Raw genomic sequence first — 14313 nt, 5'->3', positions numbered from 1 at the left:
GCTCGAAAGCGCACCGGCCCATCCGGCGCGTTTCCTGAAACCGGGATGAAATGTCGACCCAACCGCTGACGCTCGCCGCGGTAAACCGCATGGATGAAGACGCCTTCGTGGCGAGTTTCGGCGATATCGCCGAACACTCGCCATGGGTGGCGAAGGTGGCGGAGAGGGCGCGGCCCTATCCCGACCGGACCGCGATGGTAGCCGCCTTCGTCGAGGCGGTGGCGGAGGCGGAGCAGGAAGCCCAGCTGGCGCTTCTGCGCGAGCATCCCGATCTCGCCGGTCGCGCCGCGATCGCCGGCGAACTGGCGCCGGAATCCCGCAACGAGCAGACCGGCGCCGGCCTCGACCGGATGACGGCGGACGAATACGACCGCTTCTCCCGCCTGAACGCCACCTACCGCGACCGCTACGGCATTCCCTTCATCCTCGCCGTCAAGGGCGCCACCAAGGACCAGGTGCTCGCCGCCTTCGAGGCCCGCCTCGACAATCCCGCCGACATCGAATTCGCGACCGCCTTGACGCAGGTCCAGCGGATCATCCGTTTCCGCCTCGAGGACCGTGTTTCAGCATGACCGACAAAGCCGCCATCCGCGCGACCGGCAAACGCGCGCAGCAGATGATCGACGCGCTCGCCGCGATCTCCGCCAGCCCCGACAATCTGACCCGGCTCTACCTGACGCCCGAGCACAAGCGCGCCGCCGAACTGGTCGAAGGCTGGATGCGCGAGGCGGGTCTCTCCGCCCGCATGGACGCTTCCGGCACGGTGCGCGGCTCGCTGCCGCCCGGCCGGTCAGGACGCAGCGGCAACAAGTCCCTGCTGATCGGCTCGCATATCGACACGGTCATCGATGCCGGCCGCTATGACGGCAATTTCGGCGTCGTGGCCGGCCTGCTCGCCGTCGAGGCGCTGAAGGCGCGCGGCATCGCGCTGCCGTTCGGGCTCGAAATCCTCGCGTTCGGCGACGAGGAGGGCGTCCGTTTCCCGATCACGCTCACCTCCTCGGCGATCGCAGCCGGCGTCTTCGAGACGGCGACGCTGGACCAGACCGATCGCGCCGGCGTCACGATGCGCGACGCGCTGACCGCGTTCGGCGGCAATCCAGACGGCCTCGCCGCCGAGGCCTATCCGGCCGATTCCGTGCTCGGCTACCTGGAGGTTCATATCGAGCAGGGGCCCGTGCTGGAACGCACCAATGCCTCGCTCGGCGTCGTCACCGCCATTGCCAGCCAGAGCCGTCACCATATCCGCATCCGCGGCGAGGCCGGCCATGCCGGCACCGTGCCGATGCCGATGCGGCGCGATGCGCTGGCGGCGGCGGCGGAACTGATCGTCGGCATCGAGGCCATCGCCCGCAAGGACCGCAGGAACGCGCTCGTGGCGACGGTCGGCCAGATGGACGTGCTGCCCGGCGCCTCCAACGTCATTCCGGCCGAGGTGCGCCTGACGCTCGACGTCCGCGCCGCGACCGACGACGCGCGCCGCGACGCGGTTTCGGCGATGCTGTCGCTGGCGCGCAAGATCGAGGCCGTGCGCCAGGTCTCGCTGAGCTTCGATACCTACCTGGAAAAGCCGTTCGCGCCCTGCGGCCCGCGGCTGACCGCGGCGATCGAGGCGGCGACCTCGGAGGTCATGGGCAAGCCGGCGCAGCGGCTTCTTTCCGGCGCCGGCCATGACGGTCTTTCGATGGCGCATCTTTGTGAATACGGCATGATCTTCGTGCGCTGCCGGGGCGGCATCAGCCACAACCCGGCCGAGTTCGTCACCGAGGACGACATGGGCGCCGCGGTCGAGGCCTTGGTCGAGACCATTCTCGAACTGGCCCGACAGGAAGAGGCGACATGATCCGCGACGCCGTCGCCGCCAATTGGGAGCGTGAGGTCGCCTTCCTGAAGGCGTTGATCCAGATACCGAGCGACAATCCGCCCGGCAACTGCGCCCCGCATGCGGAAGCGACCGCCATAGCGCTGGAAAGGCTCGGCTTCACGGTGGAGCAGCATCCCGTGCCGGAGCCGTTCGTCCGCCAGCACGGCATGAAGAGCGTCACCAACCTAATCGTCCGCAAGACCTTCGGCACCGGCGAGGGGCCTGTCATCGCGCTCAATGCGCATGGCGATGTCGTGCCGCCCGGTAATGGCTGGACGACGGATCCCTATGGCGCGGAGGAGCGCAATGGCGCCGTGTACGGGCGCGGCGCGGCCGTCTCGAAATCCGACTTCGCCACCTATGCGTTCGCGTTGCTGGCGCTGGATCGGTCGTTCAAGCGGCTCAACGGCGGCGTCGAGCTGCATCTGACCTATGACGAGGAGACAGGCGGCTTCGTCGGGCCGCAATGGCTGCTGGCGCACGGCCTGTCGAAGGCGACATACGCGATTTCCGCCGGCTTCTCCTACGCGATCACCACGGCGCATAATGGCGCGCTGCATCTTGAAGTCGTCGTGCGCGGCAGGCAGGCCCATGCCGCGATGCCTTCTTCGGGCGTCGACGCGCTCGAAGCGGCAACGCCGATCCTCGCCGCCATCTATGCCGAACGCCGTCGCCTGCTGGAACGGGTCTCGACCGAGCGCGGCATCGGTTCGCCGCAGATCACCGTCGGGCTGATCTCGGGCGGCATCAATACGAACGTCGTGCCGGACCGGATCGCCTTCCGCATCGACCGTCGCCTGATCCCGGAGGAACAGGGCGAAGCCGTCGAGGCCGAGCTGATCCAACTGATCGAGGCGGCCACGCCCGACATGGAAGGCGTCGAGGTCGAGTGTCGCCGGATCATGCTGGCGGAACCGCTGCGGCCGCTGCCGGGCGTCGAGCGGTTGGTCGAGGCTGTGCAGGGGCCGGCCAGGACCGTGCTGGGGCTGGAGATCGAGGCCACCGGCGTGCCGCTCTATACCGACGCACGCCACTATTCGGCGGCCGGCATCCCGACCATCCTCTATGGCGCCGGGCCGCGCTCCATCCTGGAGGCGAGGGCGCATTCGACCGACGAGCACCTTCAGCTGTCGGACCTGCGCGCCGCGACCGAGATCGTCGCGCTGGCGCTGGAGGACCTGCTCTCTGCCTGATCCGGCATGTGCCGCCGCGCCGCCAGCGCCCGGCCCTCGACCTGGATGCGGACGGCGAGCAACAGCAGGTTGATGGCGCCAAAGACCAGAGCCACCACCGGCAGGTCGAGGATCAGTGCCAGCAGCGGCACTTCGAGCGCGACGATCAGGTAATTGGGGTGCCGCATGAACCTGTACGGCCCCTTGCGTTGCAGGGGCGCGTCGTCGAGCGTGATGATGCGGGTCGTCCAGTAGGGACCGAGGCTTGCCAGAACCCAGATCCGCAGGGCCTGCAGCAGCGCGAACACGGCGATCAGGCCCCAGTTGACCGGCGGATCCGGCGAGGTCAGCAGGGTCAGCGCCAACAGCCAGCAGGCGTGCAGCGCCACGATCAGGGGATAGTGCTCCGCCCCGACCTCACGTCCGCCGAGCTCAAGCAGGCGGCGCGTGTTGCGGTTGGCGCGCGCCAGCTCGACGAGGCGCTGCAGCGCGACGGCGATGAGCAGCCAATAGGCCCATCCCAGCATCGTGGGTCCTTCCTATGCTTCGCCGGCTTCTCCGCCGAGCGTCACCATCTGGAACGCCGCCGTGAAGCCAGGCCCCAGCGACGAAGCCAGCATATCGCCTCGCCGACCGGTCTTCAGCAGGTCTTCCAGCACGAACAGCACCGTGGGCGCCGACATGTTGCCATAGGCCGCCAGCACGCGCCGTTCCGCGTCGAGGCCGAATTTCGGATAGTCGAACACCTTCTCCAGCTCGTCCATGACCTTGGCGCCGCCCGGATGGCAGCACGGCCGGTCGATATCGGCGCGCGTCAAGCCGTGGCGGGAGAGAAAGCCGTCGAGGGCCGCCGGATAGTGTTCGGCGATGATCTGCGGGATGCTCTGCTGGAAGATCACGTCGAAGCCGTTCGCGTCGATGTTCCAGCCCATGACGTCGAGCGTGTTCGCCCAGGAATGCTCGCCGCCTATGCCGAGCGCCGGAGAGCCGGCGTCGCGCGGGTCGCTGCTGATGACCGCCGCCGCCGCGCCGTCGCCAAACAGCGCGCTGGCGACGAGGTTGCTCTTGGTCAGCCGATCATAGCGGAAGGCGAGGCTGCTCAGCTCGACAACGATGAGCAGGCAGCGGAGCCCTGCCTGCGAGCGGGTCATCTGGGTCGCGCGGGTCAGCCCCAGTACGCCACCGGCGCAACCGAGCCCGAAGATCGGCAGCCGCATCACATCCGATCGGAAGGGGATCCTGTTCATCAGCCGCGCCTCGATGCTGGGCGTCGAGATGCCGGTCGAGGAGACGAAGACGATGACGTCTATATCCTGCGGTTGCAAGTGCGCCCGCTCGAGCGCCAGGCGGGCGGCGTCATGGGCGAGGGTGGTCGCGTGCTGCTGGTAGAGCCGGGTTTTCTCCTCGAAATCGGCCGGCCCCAGGAACCACTCGACCGGCAGGCAGCTGTAGCGCGCCTCGATGGCGGCGTTATCGAACACCTGCTCCAACTGGTCGAAGAAGGGCATGCGCGAGCCGAACACCTCGCGCGCCCGTTCCTTGGCCACGGATTGCGGGATCCGATGCGGGGGCACCACCGTCACCAGCGATCGCAGCGTCGCCGCCACCGTGGGACTGCCGGCATGCGCAGTCATGGCGGCGCTCGGAAACCGGATCAGGTTCATGCCTATCTCTCCAGGTCAGGGATTCGCATCCGGCACGCGCCGCGCGCCGCGGTAGCCAACTCGGCGGCCGGTGTCGATCGGTATCGTGTCTGGACCGCACGGCCTGCAGACCGCGACTACTGGTTCCAGTCGGTCATGGCCCGGCCGTAATTGTAGTTCGAAGCCCAGCTCGGCCCCCGTGGCCAGGCTTGCTGATCGGGCGGGCCGTGCGCGCTATAGGAAAGGCAGCGCTGGAACTGGGTGTCCCAGATCTGCTGGTTGCCGCATGGCGGCATGCGCGCATGAACCGTCCTACCATGACCGCAATAGCCGAAGGCCGGAGCCGTCGCGGCCAGGCTGAGCAGGGCGACACACGAGATCGCGAGAGGGGCACGGGCTGGTACCGAGTTCATCGGCATGTCTCCGTCGGCGTGGTGCCGACGGGAGGCTAGTCCTTGCCGACGCACTATTCGATATCCGCGACGCGCCCCTCGGGTCACGAAGTGGTGACGCGCGAACCGGCGGCATCCGAGACGGCGCCGCCGGTTTCTGTGCCGGATCCCGCCTATTCGACCGGCTTGCCCGCCAACGCGGAGGCGAGTTCCTCGTATTGCTCGCATTCCGTGTTGCCGCACAGCTTCTGCACGACGACCAACTCGGCCTGGGCCAATTCCGTGCGACCGGCGCTGGCATAGCCTTCACCCAGATATTCATGGGTATTCACATTGTTGGGATCGATCGCCAGCGCCTGCTTGTAGAAGTCGATGCCGACATCGGTATCGCCCTTCTTGCGGTGGCTGTAGCCGATATAGGTCAGCACGACGGCGTCGTGCTTGTCCTGCACGGCGTCGAGGACGTCGAGGGCGTTGTCGTAATAGCCGGCCAGCGCCAGCTGACGGCCCTGTTGCAGCAGTTGCTTGTCATCGAGGCCGCTATGCTGCGCCTTGACGCAACGCTGCAGGTTCATGTTGTAGACCATGCCGCGCTTGCAGACCTGGTTGGACGGCATGAAATGGCTGCTGCCACCGCCGCCGCTGCTGCTTCCACTGCTGCTGCCGCCACCTCCGCCTCCGCCGCTGCTACCCCCACCACCACCGCCCCCGCCGCCGCCGCCACCACCTCCGCCTCCTCCACCTCCTCCACTGGAGGCGAGGGCGGCGCCGGTCGAGGCCAGCAGGCCGATGAAGGCGAGCGTCAGCACGGAACGCGTTGTCTTTTCGAACATGGTTGTCATCGGACCCTCCGACTGGTTTCCTCTCGCCCGTGAGACGAGAGTCGCGGCAAGAACAGCAGGGGCGGGAGCCCTATTCGGTAGCCCATGTCGAGAACGGATCACGATGCTGTGAAGGCGGACCTCGCGCTTCATCTCGAAGCGCTCTGGCGCTATGGGCTCGTCCTGTCGCGCAACCGCGATACTGCCGAAGATCTGGTCCAGGCTACTTGCGTGCGCGCACTGGAGCGGTCGCACCAGTTCCTTCCCGGCACGCGGCTCGACCGCTGGCTGTTCGCCATCCAGCGTTCGATCTGGATCAATGAGCTGCGCTCCCAGCGCGTCCGCCAGGGCGCCGGGATCGTCGATGCCGAGATCGCGCTGGTCGTCGACGGTCGTCACGAGATCGAGACGAATATTCTTGCCTCCCAAGTGTTAAGGGAGATCGGAAAGCTGGCCGAGGCGCAGCGGGAGACCGTGCTGCTCGTCTATGCCGAAGGGTTCTCCTACCGCGAGGCGGCCGAATTCCTGGGTGTTCCGATCGGCACGGTGATGAGCCGGCTCGCGACGGTCCGCGAGCGGCTCGGCGGATTGTCGGACGCGACGGAGCGGCGCGAGGAGACAGAACGAGGCGGCGATGACGGACACTAGTCATCCGGACGATGCGAGGCTGATCGCCTATCTCGACGGCGCGCTGTCGGTCGAGGAGCGGGACAAGCTGGCGGCGCGGCTTGCGAGCGACCAGCCGCTCCTGGCCCGGCTGGAGCGGATCGAGCGGGGCGGGCGTTTGATCGCGCCGGCCTTTGCCGCCCTTGGCGCCGACGCCCCGCGCGCGCGGCTCGAAGCGCGGCTTGCCGCCGCGATCGCGTCCGACGAGACCCGACTCGTGCTCGAACGGCCGCGCGCCCGCAGCTGGAGCCTACCGAAATGGCAGCCTCGGCTCGTCGCGGCTGCGCTCGCCCTGTTCGTGCTCGGCGGGGTGGTCGGCATGTCGCTCAGCGGCCGGGTCGATCGAGACGCGGCCGTGACCGAGGCCGCGGCAGAGGGCTGGCGGCAGGCGGTGGCGGAATACTGGTCGTTGACGACGGCGGACACGCTGGCCCTGACGCCGACGCCCGAGCGCGCGGCGGCAGAACTCCAGGCCGCGTCGGCCAAGCTCGGCGTCGACCTGTCATCCGTGCCGGACGCGTTTCCGGGACTGTCGTTCCGCGGCGCGCAGCTCTTCGATTTCCATGGCCGCCCGCTGGTGCAGATCGCCTATCTCGATCCGCAGCACGGGCCGATCGCCTATTGCGTGATCGCCGACCCCGACCAGAGGGAGAGGGCGCCGACCACGGAGGAACTCGACGGATTCACCGTAGTTCACTGGGCTTCGGGCGGACAGGCGCGGCTCCTGATCGGCCGCGCGCCGGCGGAGCGCCTGCAGGCGCTCGCCCAGAAGGTCACCGGCTGATAGGGCGAGGGGCCCGGCGCCGCAAGGCCCCCCAGCCAATCAGACGACCACGCCGTGCAGGTCGTAGGCGTCCGCGCTCTCGACCTTGGCCGTATAGATTTCGCCGACGCGCATCGGACGGCGCGACGTCAGGTGGATCGCGCCATCGATCTCCGGCGCGTCCCAGACCGTGCGGCCCTTGGCGGTCAGGCCCGTCGTCTCGTCGATGATGACTGGGATGCGGCGGCCGACCTTCTTGGCGAGGCGCTTGGCGCTGATTTCCTGCTGCCGCTTCATGAAGCGGTGCCAGCGGATTTCCTTGACCTCTTCCGGAACCGGATTGGCCAGCTCGTTCGCCGGCGCGCCCTCGACCGGTTCGAACTTGAAGCAGCCGACGCGGTCGAGCTTCACCTCGTCCAGCCATTCGAGCAGGAATTCGAAATCCTCGTCCGTCTCGCCGGGGAAGCCGACGATGAAGGTCGAGCGCACGGCGAGGTCCGGGCAGATCTCGCGCCACTTATGGATGCGGTCGGCCGTCTTCACCTGGTTGCCCGGACGGCGCATCGCCTTCAGGACGTTCGGGCTCGCATGCTGGAACGGGATGTCGATATAGGGAAGGATCTTGCCCTCGGCCATCAGCTCGACGACCTGGTCGACATGCGGGTAGGGGTAGACATAGTGCATGCGCACCCAGGCGCCGAGCTCGCCGAGCGCCTGCGACAGGTCGAGGAACTTCGCGCGCACCTCGCGGTCGCGCCACTTGCTGGCCTCGTACTTGATGTCGACGCCATAGGCGCTCGTATCCTGCGAGATGACGAGCAGCTCCTTGACGCCGGCCTTCACCAGGCGCTCGGCCTCGCGCAGCACGTCGCCGGCCGGGCGGCTGACGAGGTCGCCGCGCAGTTTCGGGATGATGCAGAAGGAGCAGCGGTTGTTGCAGCCCTCGGAAATCTTCAGATAGGCGTAGTGGCGCGGGGTCAGCTTGATGCCCTGCGGCGGCACCAGGTCGACGAACGGGTCGTGCGCCGGCGGCACGGCGGTGTGCACCGCGCCGAGCACGCTCTCATATTGCTGCGGACCGGTGATCGCCAGCACGTTGGGGAACGCCTCGCGGATCTGCTCGGGCTCGGCGCCCATGCAGCCGGTGACGATCACCTTGCCGTTCTCCTTCATCGCCGTGCCGATCGCTTCGAGCGATTCCGCCTTGGCGCTGTCGAGGAAGCCGCAGGTGTTGACGATGACGACATCGGCGCCGTCATGATGGCGCGAGAGCTCGTAACCCTCGGCGCGCAGATGGGTCAGGATCCGCTCGGAATCGACCAGGGCCTTGGGGCAGCCGAGGCTGACAAAGGAAATGCGCGGCGCTTCGCTGTTCATGCGGGCATGTCTCGGTCGTGGTTGGTCGGTGGCTGGTCCGGTGCGACAGGCGTCAGGCGCGCCGCGCCAGGGGCGCGGACAGGGTCGACGGGACGGGCTACCTTTTCATTGTTCTATTTCTGGTCGCCTAGATGTCGGAGAGGCCCCGGTCTGTCAATTGAATCCTTGGCGGGGCCTGTGAAACCTTGGCGCGGCTTGCGGCTGCTTGTCACGCGGGGCTTGTGGGGCAGGGGGCTACCGCCTAGCTGAGAGGCATTCGGACGCAGCGGAGTGGATCATGACCGGCGAGACCAGCGGATTTGGGGTGGCCATTCCCGGCGTCGATGAAGCGTCGATCAAGACCCTCGTGCACACCTTCTACGACCGCGTCCGCCGCGACAGCTTGATCGGCCCGATCTTCGAGGCCCAGGTCGATGACTGGCCCGAGCATCTCGACAAGCTCTGCGCCTTCTGGTCGAACGTCGTGCTCAGAACCGGCCGCTACCAGGGCCGGCCGATGCAGAAGCATCTGCGCCTGCCGATCGAGGCGGCGCATTTCGACCGCTGGCTGGCGCTCTTCCGCGCCACGGCGAGCGAAATCATGCCGCCTGATGGCGCCGCCATCTTCATCGATCGCGCCAACCGCATCGCCGACAGCTTCGAGCTCGGCATTGGCAGCGTGCGGGGCGAATTCCGCGCGCCGCGCCATGCCTTCAAGATGCCGCGTCCGGGCTAGAACCCTTCCGTGTTTCATGGGGGCACGGAGGGGTTCCGGTTCTTTGTCTGGCCGCGTCTTCTTCACGCGAGCCGGTATCCACTTTGCTCGAGACGCTCTCGATCGGCGATTGCAGCCGTCGCCATACGCCCTATAGTGGTCAGGAAAACTGACAACTTGTGACGCCAAGGAATTCGTCCCGCATGTCCCTGCTTTTTGAGCCGCTTCAGGCCGGCGCGCTTCACCTGCCTAATCGCATTGTCATGGCTCCCCTGACGCGCAGCCGGGCAGGGGCCGAGCGCGTCCCGAACAAGCTGATGGCCGAATATTACGCGCAGCGCGCCAATGCCGGCCTCATCATCAGCGAGGCGACCAGCGTCAGCGCGCAGGGCGTGGGCTATCTAGGCACGCCCGGCATCTGGTCCGACGCCCAGGTTGAAGGCTGGCGGCAGGTCACCGATGCCGTTCACGCCGCCGGAGGGCGGATGGTGTCTCAGCTCTGGCATGTGGGCCGCATTTCGGATCCCGAACTGCTCGGCGGCGATCTGCCGGTCGCGCCCTCGGCCATCCGAATCCCCGGCCATGTCAGCCTGCTGCGTCCGATCCGTCCCTATGTCGTGCCGCGCGCTCTGGAGACGAGCGAGATCCCCGGCATCATCGAGGATTTCCGTCGCGGCGCCGAGAACGCCAAGCGAGCCGGCTTCGACGGCGTCGACGTGCATGGCGCCAATGGCTACCTGCTCGACCAGTTCCTGCAGGACAGCAGCAACCATCGCACCGACCAGTATGGCGGTTCGATCGAGAACCGCACCCGGCTCATGCTGGAGATCGTGGACGCGGCGATATCGGTCTGGGGACCGGATCGCGTCGCCGCCCATATCCGGCCGCGCGGCGACGACCATGCCATGGGCGACAGCAACCCGCGCGCCCTGTTCACCTATCTGGCGGAACAGCTGAAGCGGCGGGGCATCGCCTTCCTGTTCGTGATCGAGCGCGAGGAGCCGGACAGCCTCCTTGCCGAGATCAAGCGGGCCTTTGGCGGCGTCGTCATCGCCAATGAGCGGATGAGCAAGGCCGACGCCGAGCGTCTGATCCGGGAAGGCTCGGCCGACGCCGTCGCCTTCGGCCGCAAGTACATCGCGTCGCCCGACCTCGCCAAGCGCTTCGCCATCGACGCGCCGCTGAACGAACCGGATGCCTCGACCTTCTACACGCCGGGCGCCAGGGGCTACACCGACTATCCGGCGCTCGAGGCGGCCGAGTAGGGCCGGCGGGGCGCGGGACACGAACGTCCATATGCGGCGGCGAGGGCAGGGCGACGATCCGGCCCTCGCCAATCGCAGCGGGCCCTATTCCAGGACCAGCCGTTCCTCGAAATGGTTCATGTCCTCGAAGCTGCAGAAGGCCGGCGGCCGCAGTTCGAGGATCGGCGCCTCGCGCGCGAGCAGGCCGAGGCAGTCGTCGAACAGCGCTTCCCACGCCGAAAGCCGATCCTCGGCCAGCCAGTCGATCATGTAGGCGAGAGTGACGTGGAAGACGTAGTCGTCATGGTCGGGGTGGCGGTAGCCGAACGCCTCGGCGAAGGCGTCACGCCACGCCCGCATCCGTCGTTCGTCCTCGTCGGTGGCGCCGGCGACGGTCAGTCCGGTCGGAACGACGTCGATCACACGGACCTGGAACGGTCCGGCGCCGTGAAAATCCTTCAGCTTGTCCCGATAGTGAGCCGTCATGACGTCGATGTCGGTGTCGAGCGGCATGTCGGACGGCCAGAACGGCAAGCTGCGGCGATATTCGATGATGCCCTGGAACAGCGTCATGTGGAGGCTGGATACAGGCGTGAACGCCAGGCGGCCGGCATCGGGCTCAGCCTGCATGCGGCGGCGGACTTCCACGATCGCCTGCTGCGACGGCGATCCCTCGACCAGATGGCAGACGACGGTATTGCCGGGTTCGGACAGGAAGGTGCCGCTCCGGTCGTAACGACGGCCCAGATGCCGGGGCGGCTCTGTCTGCGTCGCGGCCGAATAGCGGTTGAGCCGGCTGTCTGAGAGAATCGATGTCATGATGCAGGGGACCGTGCGGTTTGCGGGAATGTGGCAGCTATCCCGGAGACGATGAAGCGCACATGACGGGGCAGGGACTTGGTCCCCGCCCGACCGAGCCGATCCGCAGCACGGCACTGCCCTGGATTGAATCTCTCCTTCGGAACGCCAGTTGAAACCGTGCGCCTGCCCTGGGACCGCGTCGCGATCCGCTGCGGGTCGATTTGGCCATTCTCCGGAAGGACCGCACCGTGAACAACAACGCTGCATCCGGCATGAAGATCACCGTCACGAAGGACGGGCCGTATCTGGTTCGTGGGCGGGTTCCGTTGAGCCGACAGGCCATCGGCGCCAACGCGGCGGGCGATTCCGTCGAGTGGGTCGAGATCGAAACGATCGAGCCGGCGACGGTGGCCTACAAGCTCTGCCGCTGCGGCCGTTCGGCGACCAAGCCGTTCTGTGACGACACCCACACGCGCATCGGCTTCGTCGGCGACGAGACGGCCGCCAGACGGTCCTACGCAGTTATGGCGCAGGAGATCGACGGACCGGCGCTGGCGCTCACCGACGCCGAGTCGCTCTGTGCTTTCGCGCGCTTCTGCGATCGCGACGGCAAAGTCTGGAACACAGTGTCAGAGGCGAGGCTAGAACCCGAGCGCGCCGCCTTCGTCCGGCAGGTCGGCCAATGTCCTTCCGGCCGGCTGGTCGCCTGGGACTACGGGACGCGCCAACCGGTCGAGCCCGAACTGCCGCCCTCAATCGTGATCGTCGAGGACCCGCAGAAGGGCGTCGCCGGGCCGCTCTGGGTGCGAGGCGGCATTCCCGTCGAAGCTGCTGACGGCACGCCTTACGAGACCCGGAACCGGATGACGTTGTGCCGCTGCGGCCAATCGGCCAACAAGCCGTTCTGCGACGGGACACATGCCTCGATTGGCTTCAAGGATCGCTGACCTGCCGCCATCGCAGCGGCAGAGGAGGGCGCAGGAACCGGGCAGGGCGCTCGCCTCCCGCCTCGCCCTGGAATATCGGAGCCAGCGTTGATCCGCCCTGCCCGATCGAATAAAACGACGTCATATCAATGATATGGAGGAGAATGCAGCATCCGCCCATGAAGCGTCTTGCTGCCGTCACAGGGCTGCCATATCCCGCGTCTCAACCAGCAGGAGGCCGGGATGGCACAGATCATTTTTCTCCACGGCGCATCCAGCTCCGGCAAGTCGACCATCGCCAAGGCGCTGCAGGACCGGATCGAGATGCCGTTCTGGCATATCTCGATCGATCATCTGCGCGACGCCGGCGTGCTGCCGACGCGACGCTTCAAGAGCGGCGAGTTTCGCTGGGCCGACGCCCGGTCGGCCTTCTTCGACGGCTTCCACGGCTCCCTGAAGGCCTATGCGGACGCCGGCAACAACCTGATCCTCGAGCACATCCTCGACAAGGAAAACTGGCTGGAGATGTTGGCGAGGCTGCTTGCGCAGCACGACGTGTTCTTCGCCGGCGTCCATTGTCCGCTGGGGCTTCTGGTCGAGAGAGAGGCGGCGCGCGGCGACCGGCCGATTGGCAGCGCCCGTCAGGATTACGAGACCATCCATGTCGGCAAGGCATACGACATCGAGCTGAACTCGACGGACAGCGTCGACGCCAATGTCGAGGCCTTGCTCACCGCCTGGCGTAGCGACCGCCGCGTATCGAGCTTCACCCGACAGCGGGGCTGACGCGGGCCTGCGGCAACACGGTCACGACGACGACGCGCTCAACGCTCCAGCCGCTCCGGTGTCACAGAGAGCGTACCGCCGTTCTGCGAAGGGCTCTATGGCGGTTGAGGGGACTTCGATGTCGTGCAACGTCCCAGCTCCACTCCAACATCCTCAATTCGCATAAGATATATTATGGAACTATATCGGATACCCGGGCTGGCTGGGGATTGAGCTGCGGCCTGACGGGTCTAGCCGATCTGCCGCCCGCAAACCTTGAGCGTGATGCGTCGCCTGCCGGCTACGGTGTCGGCGACGTCGATGGCGTTTCATCCGCCGAGGCCCAGCGCGGCGGCGTCACCAGCTTGGTCACGGTCTTGTCGCTCCAGCGCATCAGGTTGTCGACCAGCCGGCCGCTCTGCGTGACAACGCTCGTAGCCGCTGACTTGGCCAGGCCGCCGACGGTCGATGCCTCGCGCTCGATCAGCATCGGCTCATCTTGCGGAATGGTCATCGGCGGCTCTATGGCAGCCGGCATGGGCTGCGGACCAACAGCTTGCATCGTGCCGTGCGGCGGCATCACCCGCGCCTCACCAGGGCTCGCAGAGGCTGCCAGCGCCTTGTTGACGGTCGTCTCCCACGAGACGCACTCATCGGCCTCGCAGCGAGGCTTGGCCGGACCGGTCTTGGCTTCGGTGACCCTGGCTTCAGCCGGCTTGCTCAGCGGCTTGGGCGGAATGGCGGCCACCTTTGTCTCGGCCTGCGGCGTGGTGGTGTCGGGCGATACTTCGGCCGTCGGCAGCGGATCGGCGTCCAGGATCGGCGCGGCCGCCGTGTCGGATGCGCCTTCCTCGGGCAACACATACATCTGCGCGGTCGCCGGCGCGCTCGACGCCGGCAATTGCGACCGGGTCAGCATGGCGTTCGCGACGAAGCCGGCGCAAAGCACGGCGGCGAGCGAGGCCGATCCCAGCAGCACCAGACGCGGCACGCGCGGAAACGTCTTCTCGGAAAGCTCGTCGTTGATATCCATGGCGGTTCCTCTGCTCAGCGGAGCGATGGACGCATTAGGCCCCTGATTCCCGGCCTCAATGGGGCCGCTTTCGGGCGAAGCCGCGACCCCGGCGCGCTGATTTGGCGGCATTCGGCCATTTTCGCCTCGAATTTGGGCGTTTCGGCTCCCGA

Annotated in this window: 16 protein-coding genes; 9 read left to right on the top strand and 7 right to left on the bottom strand. The window is 67.1% G+C overall.

Features of this window, described 5'->3' with window-relative positions:
- Positions 1-50 precede the first annotated feature (50 nt).
- The 3 genes from uraD to WFK98_RS08350 are packed head-to-tail and all read left to right on the top strand — an operon-like array spanning position 51 to position 3057.
- The gene (gene uraD, locus WFK98_RS08360; protein WP_266337553.1) at positions 51-572 is read left to right on the top strand and encodes a 2-oxo-4-hydroxy-4-carboxy-5-ureidoimidazoline decarboxylase; all 522 of its coding nucleotides are present in this window, start codon (positions 51-53) and stop codon (positions 570-572) included.
- A complete protein-coding gene (locus tag WFK98_RS08355; protein ID WP_336799901.1) occupies positions 569-1843 on the top strand; it encodes an allantoate amidohydrolase in 1275 nt (424 codons plus the stop codon). Before uraD ends, WFK98_RS08355 begins: the two co-directional genes overlap by 4 nt.
- Positions 1840-3057: an ArgE/DapE family deacylase gene (locus tag WFK98_RS08350; protein ID WP_336799900.1), complete on the top strand. Its 1218-nt coding sequence runs from the start codon at positions 1840-1842 to the stop codon at positions 3055-3057. The genes WFK98_RS08355 and WFK98_RS08350 overlap by 4 nt, the downstream gene beginning before the upstream one ends.
- Here WFK98_RS08350 and WFK98_RS08345 read toward each other — a convergent pair.
- The 4 genes from WFK98_RS08345 to WFK98_RS08330 all read right to left on the bottom strand — a co-directional run bounded on the left by WFK98_RS08345 (position 2988) and on the right by WFK98_RS08330 (position 5913).
- Complete coding sequence (locus tag WFK98_RS08345) at positions 2988-3563, bottom strand: isoprenylcysteine carboxyl methyltransferase family protein (RefSeq protein WP_266337550.1); 576 nt, start codon at positions 3561-3563, stop codon at positions 2988-2990. The genes WFK98_RS08350 and WFK98_RS08345 overlap by 70 nt on opposite strands.
- A 12-nt stretch (positions 3564-3575) precedes the next feature.
- Positions 3576-4700 (bottom strand): type III polyketide synthase, encoded by a 1125-nt coding sequence (locus tag WFK98_RS08340; protein WP_336799899.1) that lies wholly within the window; start codon positions 4698-4700, stop codon positions 3576-3578.
- Between the two features lie 116 nt (positions 4701-4816).
- On the bottom strand, positions 4817-5092 hold the full coding sequence (locus tag WFK98_RS08335) for a hypothetical protein (RefSeq protein WP_336799898.1): 276 nt from the start codon (positions 5090-5092) through the stop codon (positions 4817-4819).
- Positions 5093-5244: 152 nt separating this feature from the next.
- Entirely contained in the window at positions 5245-5913 is a 669-nt protein-coding gene (locus tag WFK98_RS08330; RefSeq protein WP_336799897.1) for a tetratricopeptide repeat protein, read from the bottom strand.
- Between the two features lie 84 nt (positions 5914-5997).
- Between WFK98_RS08330 and WFK98_RS08325 the strand changes: the two genes are divergently transcribed.
- On the top strand, positions 5998-6540 hold the full coding sequence (locus WFK98_RS08325; RefSeq protein WP_266337546.1) for an RNA polymerase sigma factor: 543 nt from the start codon (positions 5998-6000) through the stop codon (positions 6538-6540).
- Positions 6527-7342 carry a hypothetical protein gene (locus WFK98_RS08320; RefSeq protein WP_336799896.1) on the top strand — a complete coding sequence of 272 codons (816 nt, stop codon included), beginning with the start codon at positions 6527-6529 and terminating at the stop codon, positions 7340-7342. Before WFK98_RS08325 ends, WFK98_RS08320 begins: the two co-directional genes overlap by 14 nt.
- Positions 7343-7381: 39 nt before the next feature.
- Here the strand turns inward: WFK98_RS08320 and rimO are convergent, their stop codons facing one another.
- The gene (gene rimO, locus WFK98_RS08315) at positions 7382-8698 is read right to left on the bottom strand and encodes a 30S ribosomal protein S12 methylthiotransferase RimO (RefSeq protein ID WP_336799895.1); all 1317 of its coding nucleotides are present in this window, start codon (positions 8696-8698) and stop codon (positions 7382-7384) included.
- Between the two features lie 277 nt (positions 8699-8975).
- Between rimO and WFK98_RS08310 the strand changes: the two genes are divergently transcribed.
- Positions 8976-9413: a group III truncated hemoglobin gene (locus WFK98_RS08310; RefSeq protein WP_336799894.1), complete on the top strand. Its 438-nt coding sequence runs from the start codon at positions 8976-8978 to the stop codon at positions 9411-9413.
- A 182-nt stretch (positions 9414-9595) separates the two neighbouring features.
- Positions 9596-10657 carry an alkene reductase gene (locus tag WFK98_RS08305; RefSeq protein WP_266337542.1) on the top strand — a complete coding sequence of 354 codons (1062 nt, stop codon included), beginning with the start codon at positions 9596-9598 and terminating at the stop codon, positions 10655-10657.
- A gap of 84 nt (positions 10658-10741) precedes the next feature.
- Here WFK98_RS08305 and WFK98_RS08300 read toward each other — a convergent pair whose 3' ends face one another.
- A complete protein-coding gene (locus WFK98_RS08300) occupies positions 10742-11455 on the bottom strand; it encodes a DUF1868 domain-containing protein (protein WP_336799893.1) in 714 nt (237 codons plus the stop codon).
- Between the two features lie 230 nt (positions 11456-11685).
- Between WFK98_RS08300 and WFK98_RS08295 the strand changes: the two genes are divergently transcribed.
- Positions 11686-12384 carry a CDGSH iron-sulfur domain-containing protein gene (locus WFK98_RS08295; protein WP_266337540.1) on the top strand — a complete coding sequence of 233 codons (699 nt, stop codon included), beginning with the start codon at positions 11686-11688 and terminating at the stop codon, positions 12382-12384.
- Between the two features lie 222 nt (positions 12385-12606).
- Positions 12607-13149 (top strand): chloramphenicol phosphotransferase CPT family protein, encoded by a 543-nt coding sequence (locus WFK98_RS08290; RefSeq protein WP_336799892.1) that lies wholly within the window; start codon positions 12607-12609, stop codon positions 13147-13149.
- 280 nt (positions 13150-13429) lie between these two features.
- Here the strand turns inward: WFK98_RS08290 and WFK98_RS08285 are convergent, their stop codons facing one another.
- On the bottom strand, positions 13430-14272 hold the full coding sequence (locus WFK98_RS08285) for a hypothetical protein (RefSeq protein ID WP_336799891.1): 843 nt from the start codon (positions 14270-14272) through the stop codon (positions 13430-13432).
- Between the last annotated feature and the right edge of the window lie 41 nt (positions 14273-14313).

It is taken from the genome of Kaistia sp. MMO-174 (assembly GCF_037147815.1).
In the GTDB taxonomy this organism is placed as follows: domain Bacteria; phylum Pseudomonadota; class Alphaproteobacteria; order Rhizobiales; family Kaistiaceae; genus Kaistia; species Kaistia nematophila.
The sequence above is the reverse complement of the archived record's forward strand: the minus strand, read 5'-3'. Positions and strand labels throughout refer to the sequence as shown.

What these genes read in the sequence shown, in the direction of transcription:
- uraD (WP_266337553.1), top strand. Translation starts at nt 51, where the DNA reads ATGTCGACCCAACCGCTGACGCTCGCCGCGGTAAACCGCATGGATGAA.
- WFK98_RS08355 (WP_336799901.1), top strand. Translation starts at nt 569, where the DNA reads ATGACCGACAAAGCCGCCATCCGCGCGACCGGCAAACGCGCGCAGCAG.
- WFK98_RS08350 (WP_336799900.1), top strand. Translation starts at nt 1,840, where the DNA reads ATGATCCGCGACGCCGTCGCCGCCAATTGGGAGCGTGAGGTCGCCTTC.
- WFK98_RS08345 (WP_266337550.1), bottom strand. Translation starts at nt 3,563, where the DNA reads ATGCTGGGATGGGCCTATTGGCTGCTCATCGCCGTCGCGCTGCAGCGC.
- WFK98_RS08340 (WP_336799899.1), bottom strand. Translation starts at nt 4,700, where the DNA reads ATGAACCTGATCCGGTTTCCGAGCGCCGCCATGACTGCGCATGCCGGC.
- WFK98_RS08335 (WP_336799898.1), bottom strand. Translation starts at nt 5,092, where the DNA reads ATGAACTCGGTACCAGCCCGTGCCCCTCTCGCGATCTCGTGTGTCGCC.
- WFK98_RS08330 (WP_336799897.1), bottom strand. Translation starts at nt 5,913, where the DNA reads ATGACAACCATGTTCGAAAAGACAACGCGTTCCGTGCTGACGCTCGCC.
- WFK98_RS08325 (WP_266337546.1), top strand. Translation starts at nt 5,998, where the DNA reads ATGTCGAGAACGGATCACGATGCTGTGAAGGCGGACCTCGCGCTTCAT.
- WFK98_RS08320 (WP_336799896.1), top strand. Translation starts at nt 6,527, where the DNA reads ATGACGGACACTAGTCATCCGGACGATGCGAGGCTGATCGCCTATCTC.
- rimO (WP_336799895.1), bottom strand. Translation starts at nt 8,698, where the DNA reads ATGAACAGCGAAGCGCCGCGCATTTCCTTTGTCAGCCTCGGCTGCCCC.
- WFK98_RS08310 (WP_336799894.1), top strand. Translation starts at nt 8,976, where the DNA reads ATGACCGGCGAGACCAGCGGATTTGGGGTGGCCATTCCCGGCGTCGAT.
- WFK98_RS08305 (WP_266337542.1), top strand. Translation starts at nt 9,596, where the DNA reads ATGTCCCTGCTTTTTGAGCCGCTTCAGGCCGGCGCGCTTCACCTGCCT.
- WFK98_RS08300 (WP_336799893.1), bottom strand. Translation starts at nt 11,455, where the DNA reads ATGACATCGATTCTCTCAGACAGCCGGCTCAACCGCTATTCGGCCGCG.
- WFK98_RS08290 (WP_336799892.1), top strand. Translation starts at nt 12,607, where the DNA reads ATGGCACAGATCATTTTTCTCCACGGCGCATCCAGCTCCGGCAAGTCG.
- WFK98_RS08285 (WP_336799891.1), bottom strand. Translation starts at nt 14,272, where the DNA reads ATGCCGCCAAATCAGCGCGCCGGGGTCGCGGCTTCGCCCGAAAGCGGC.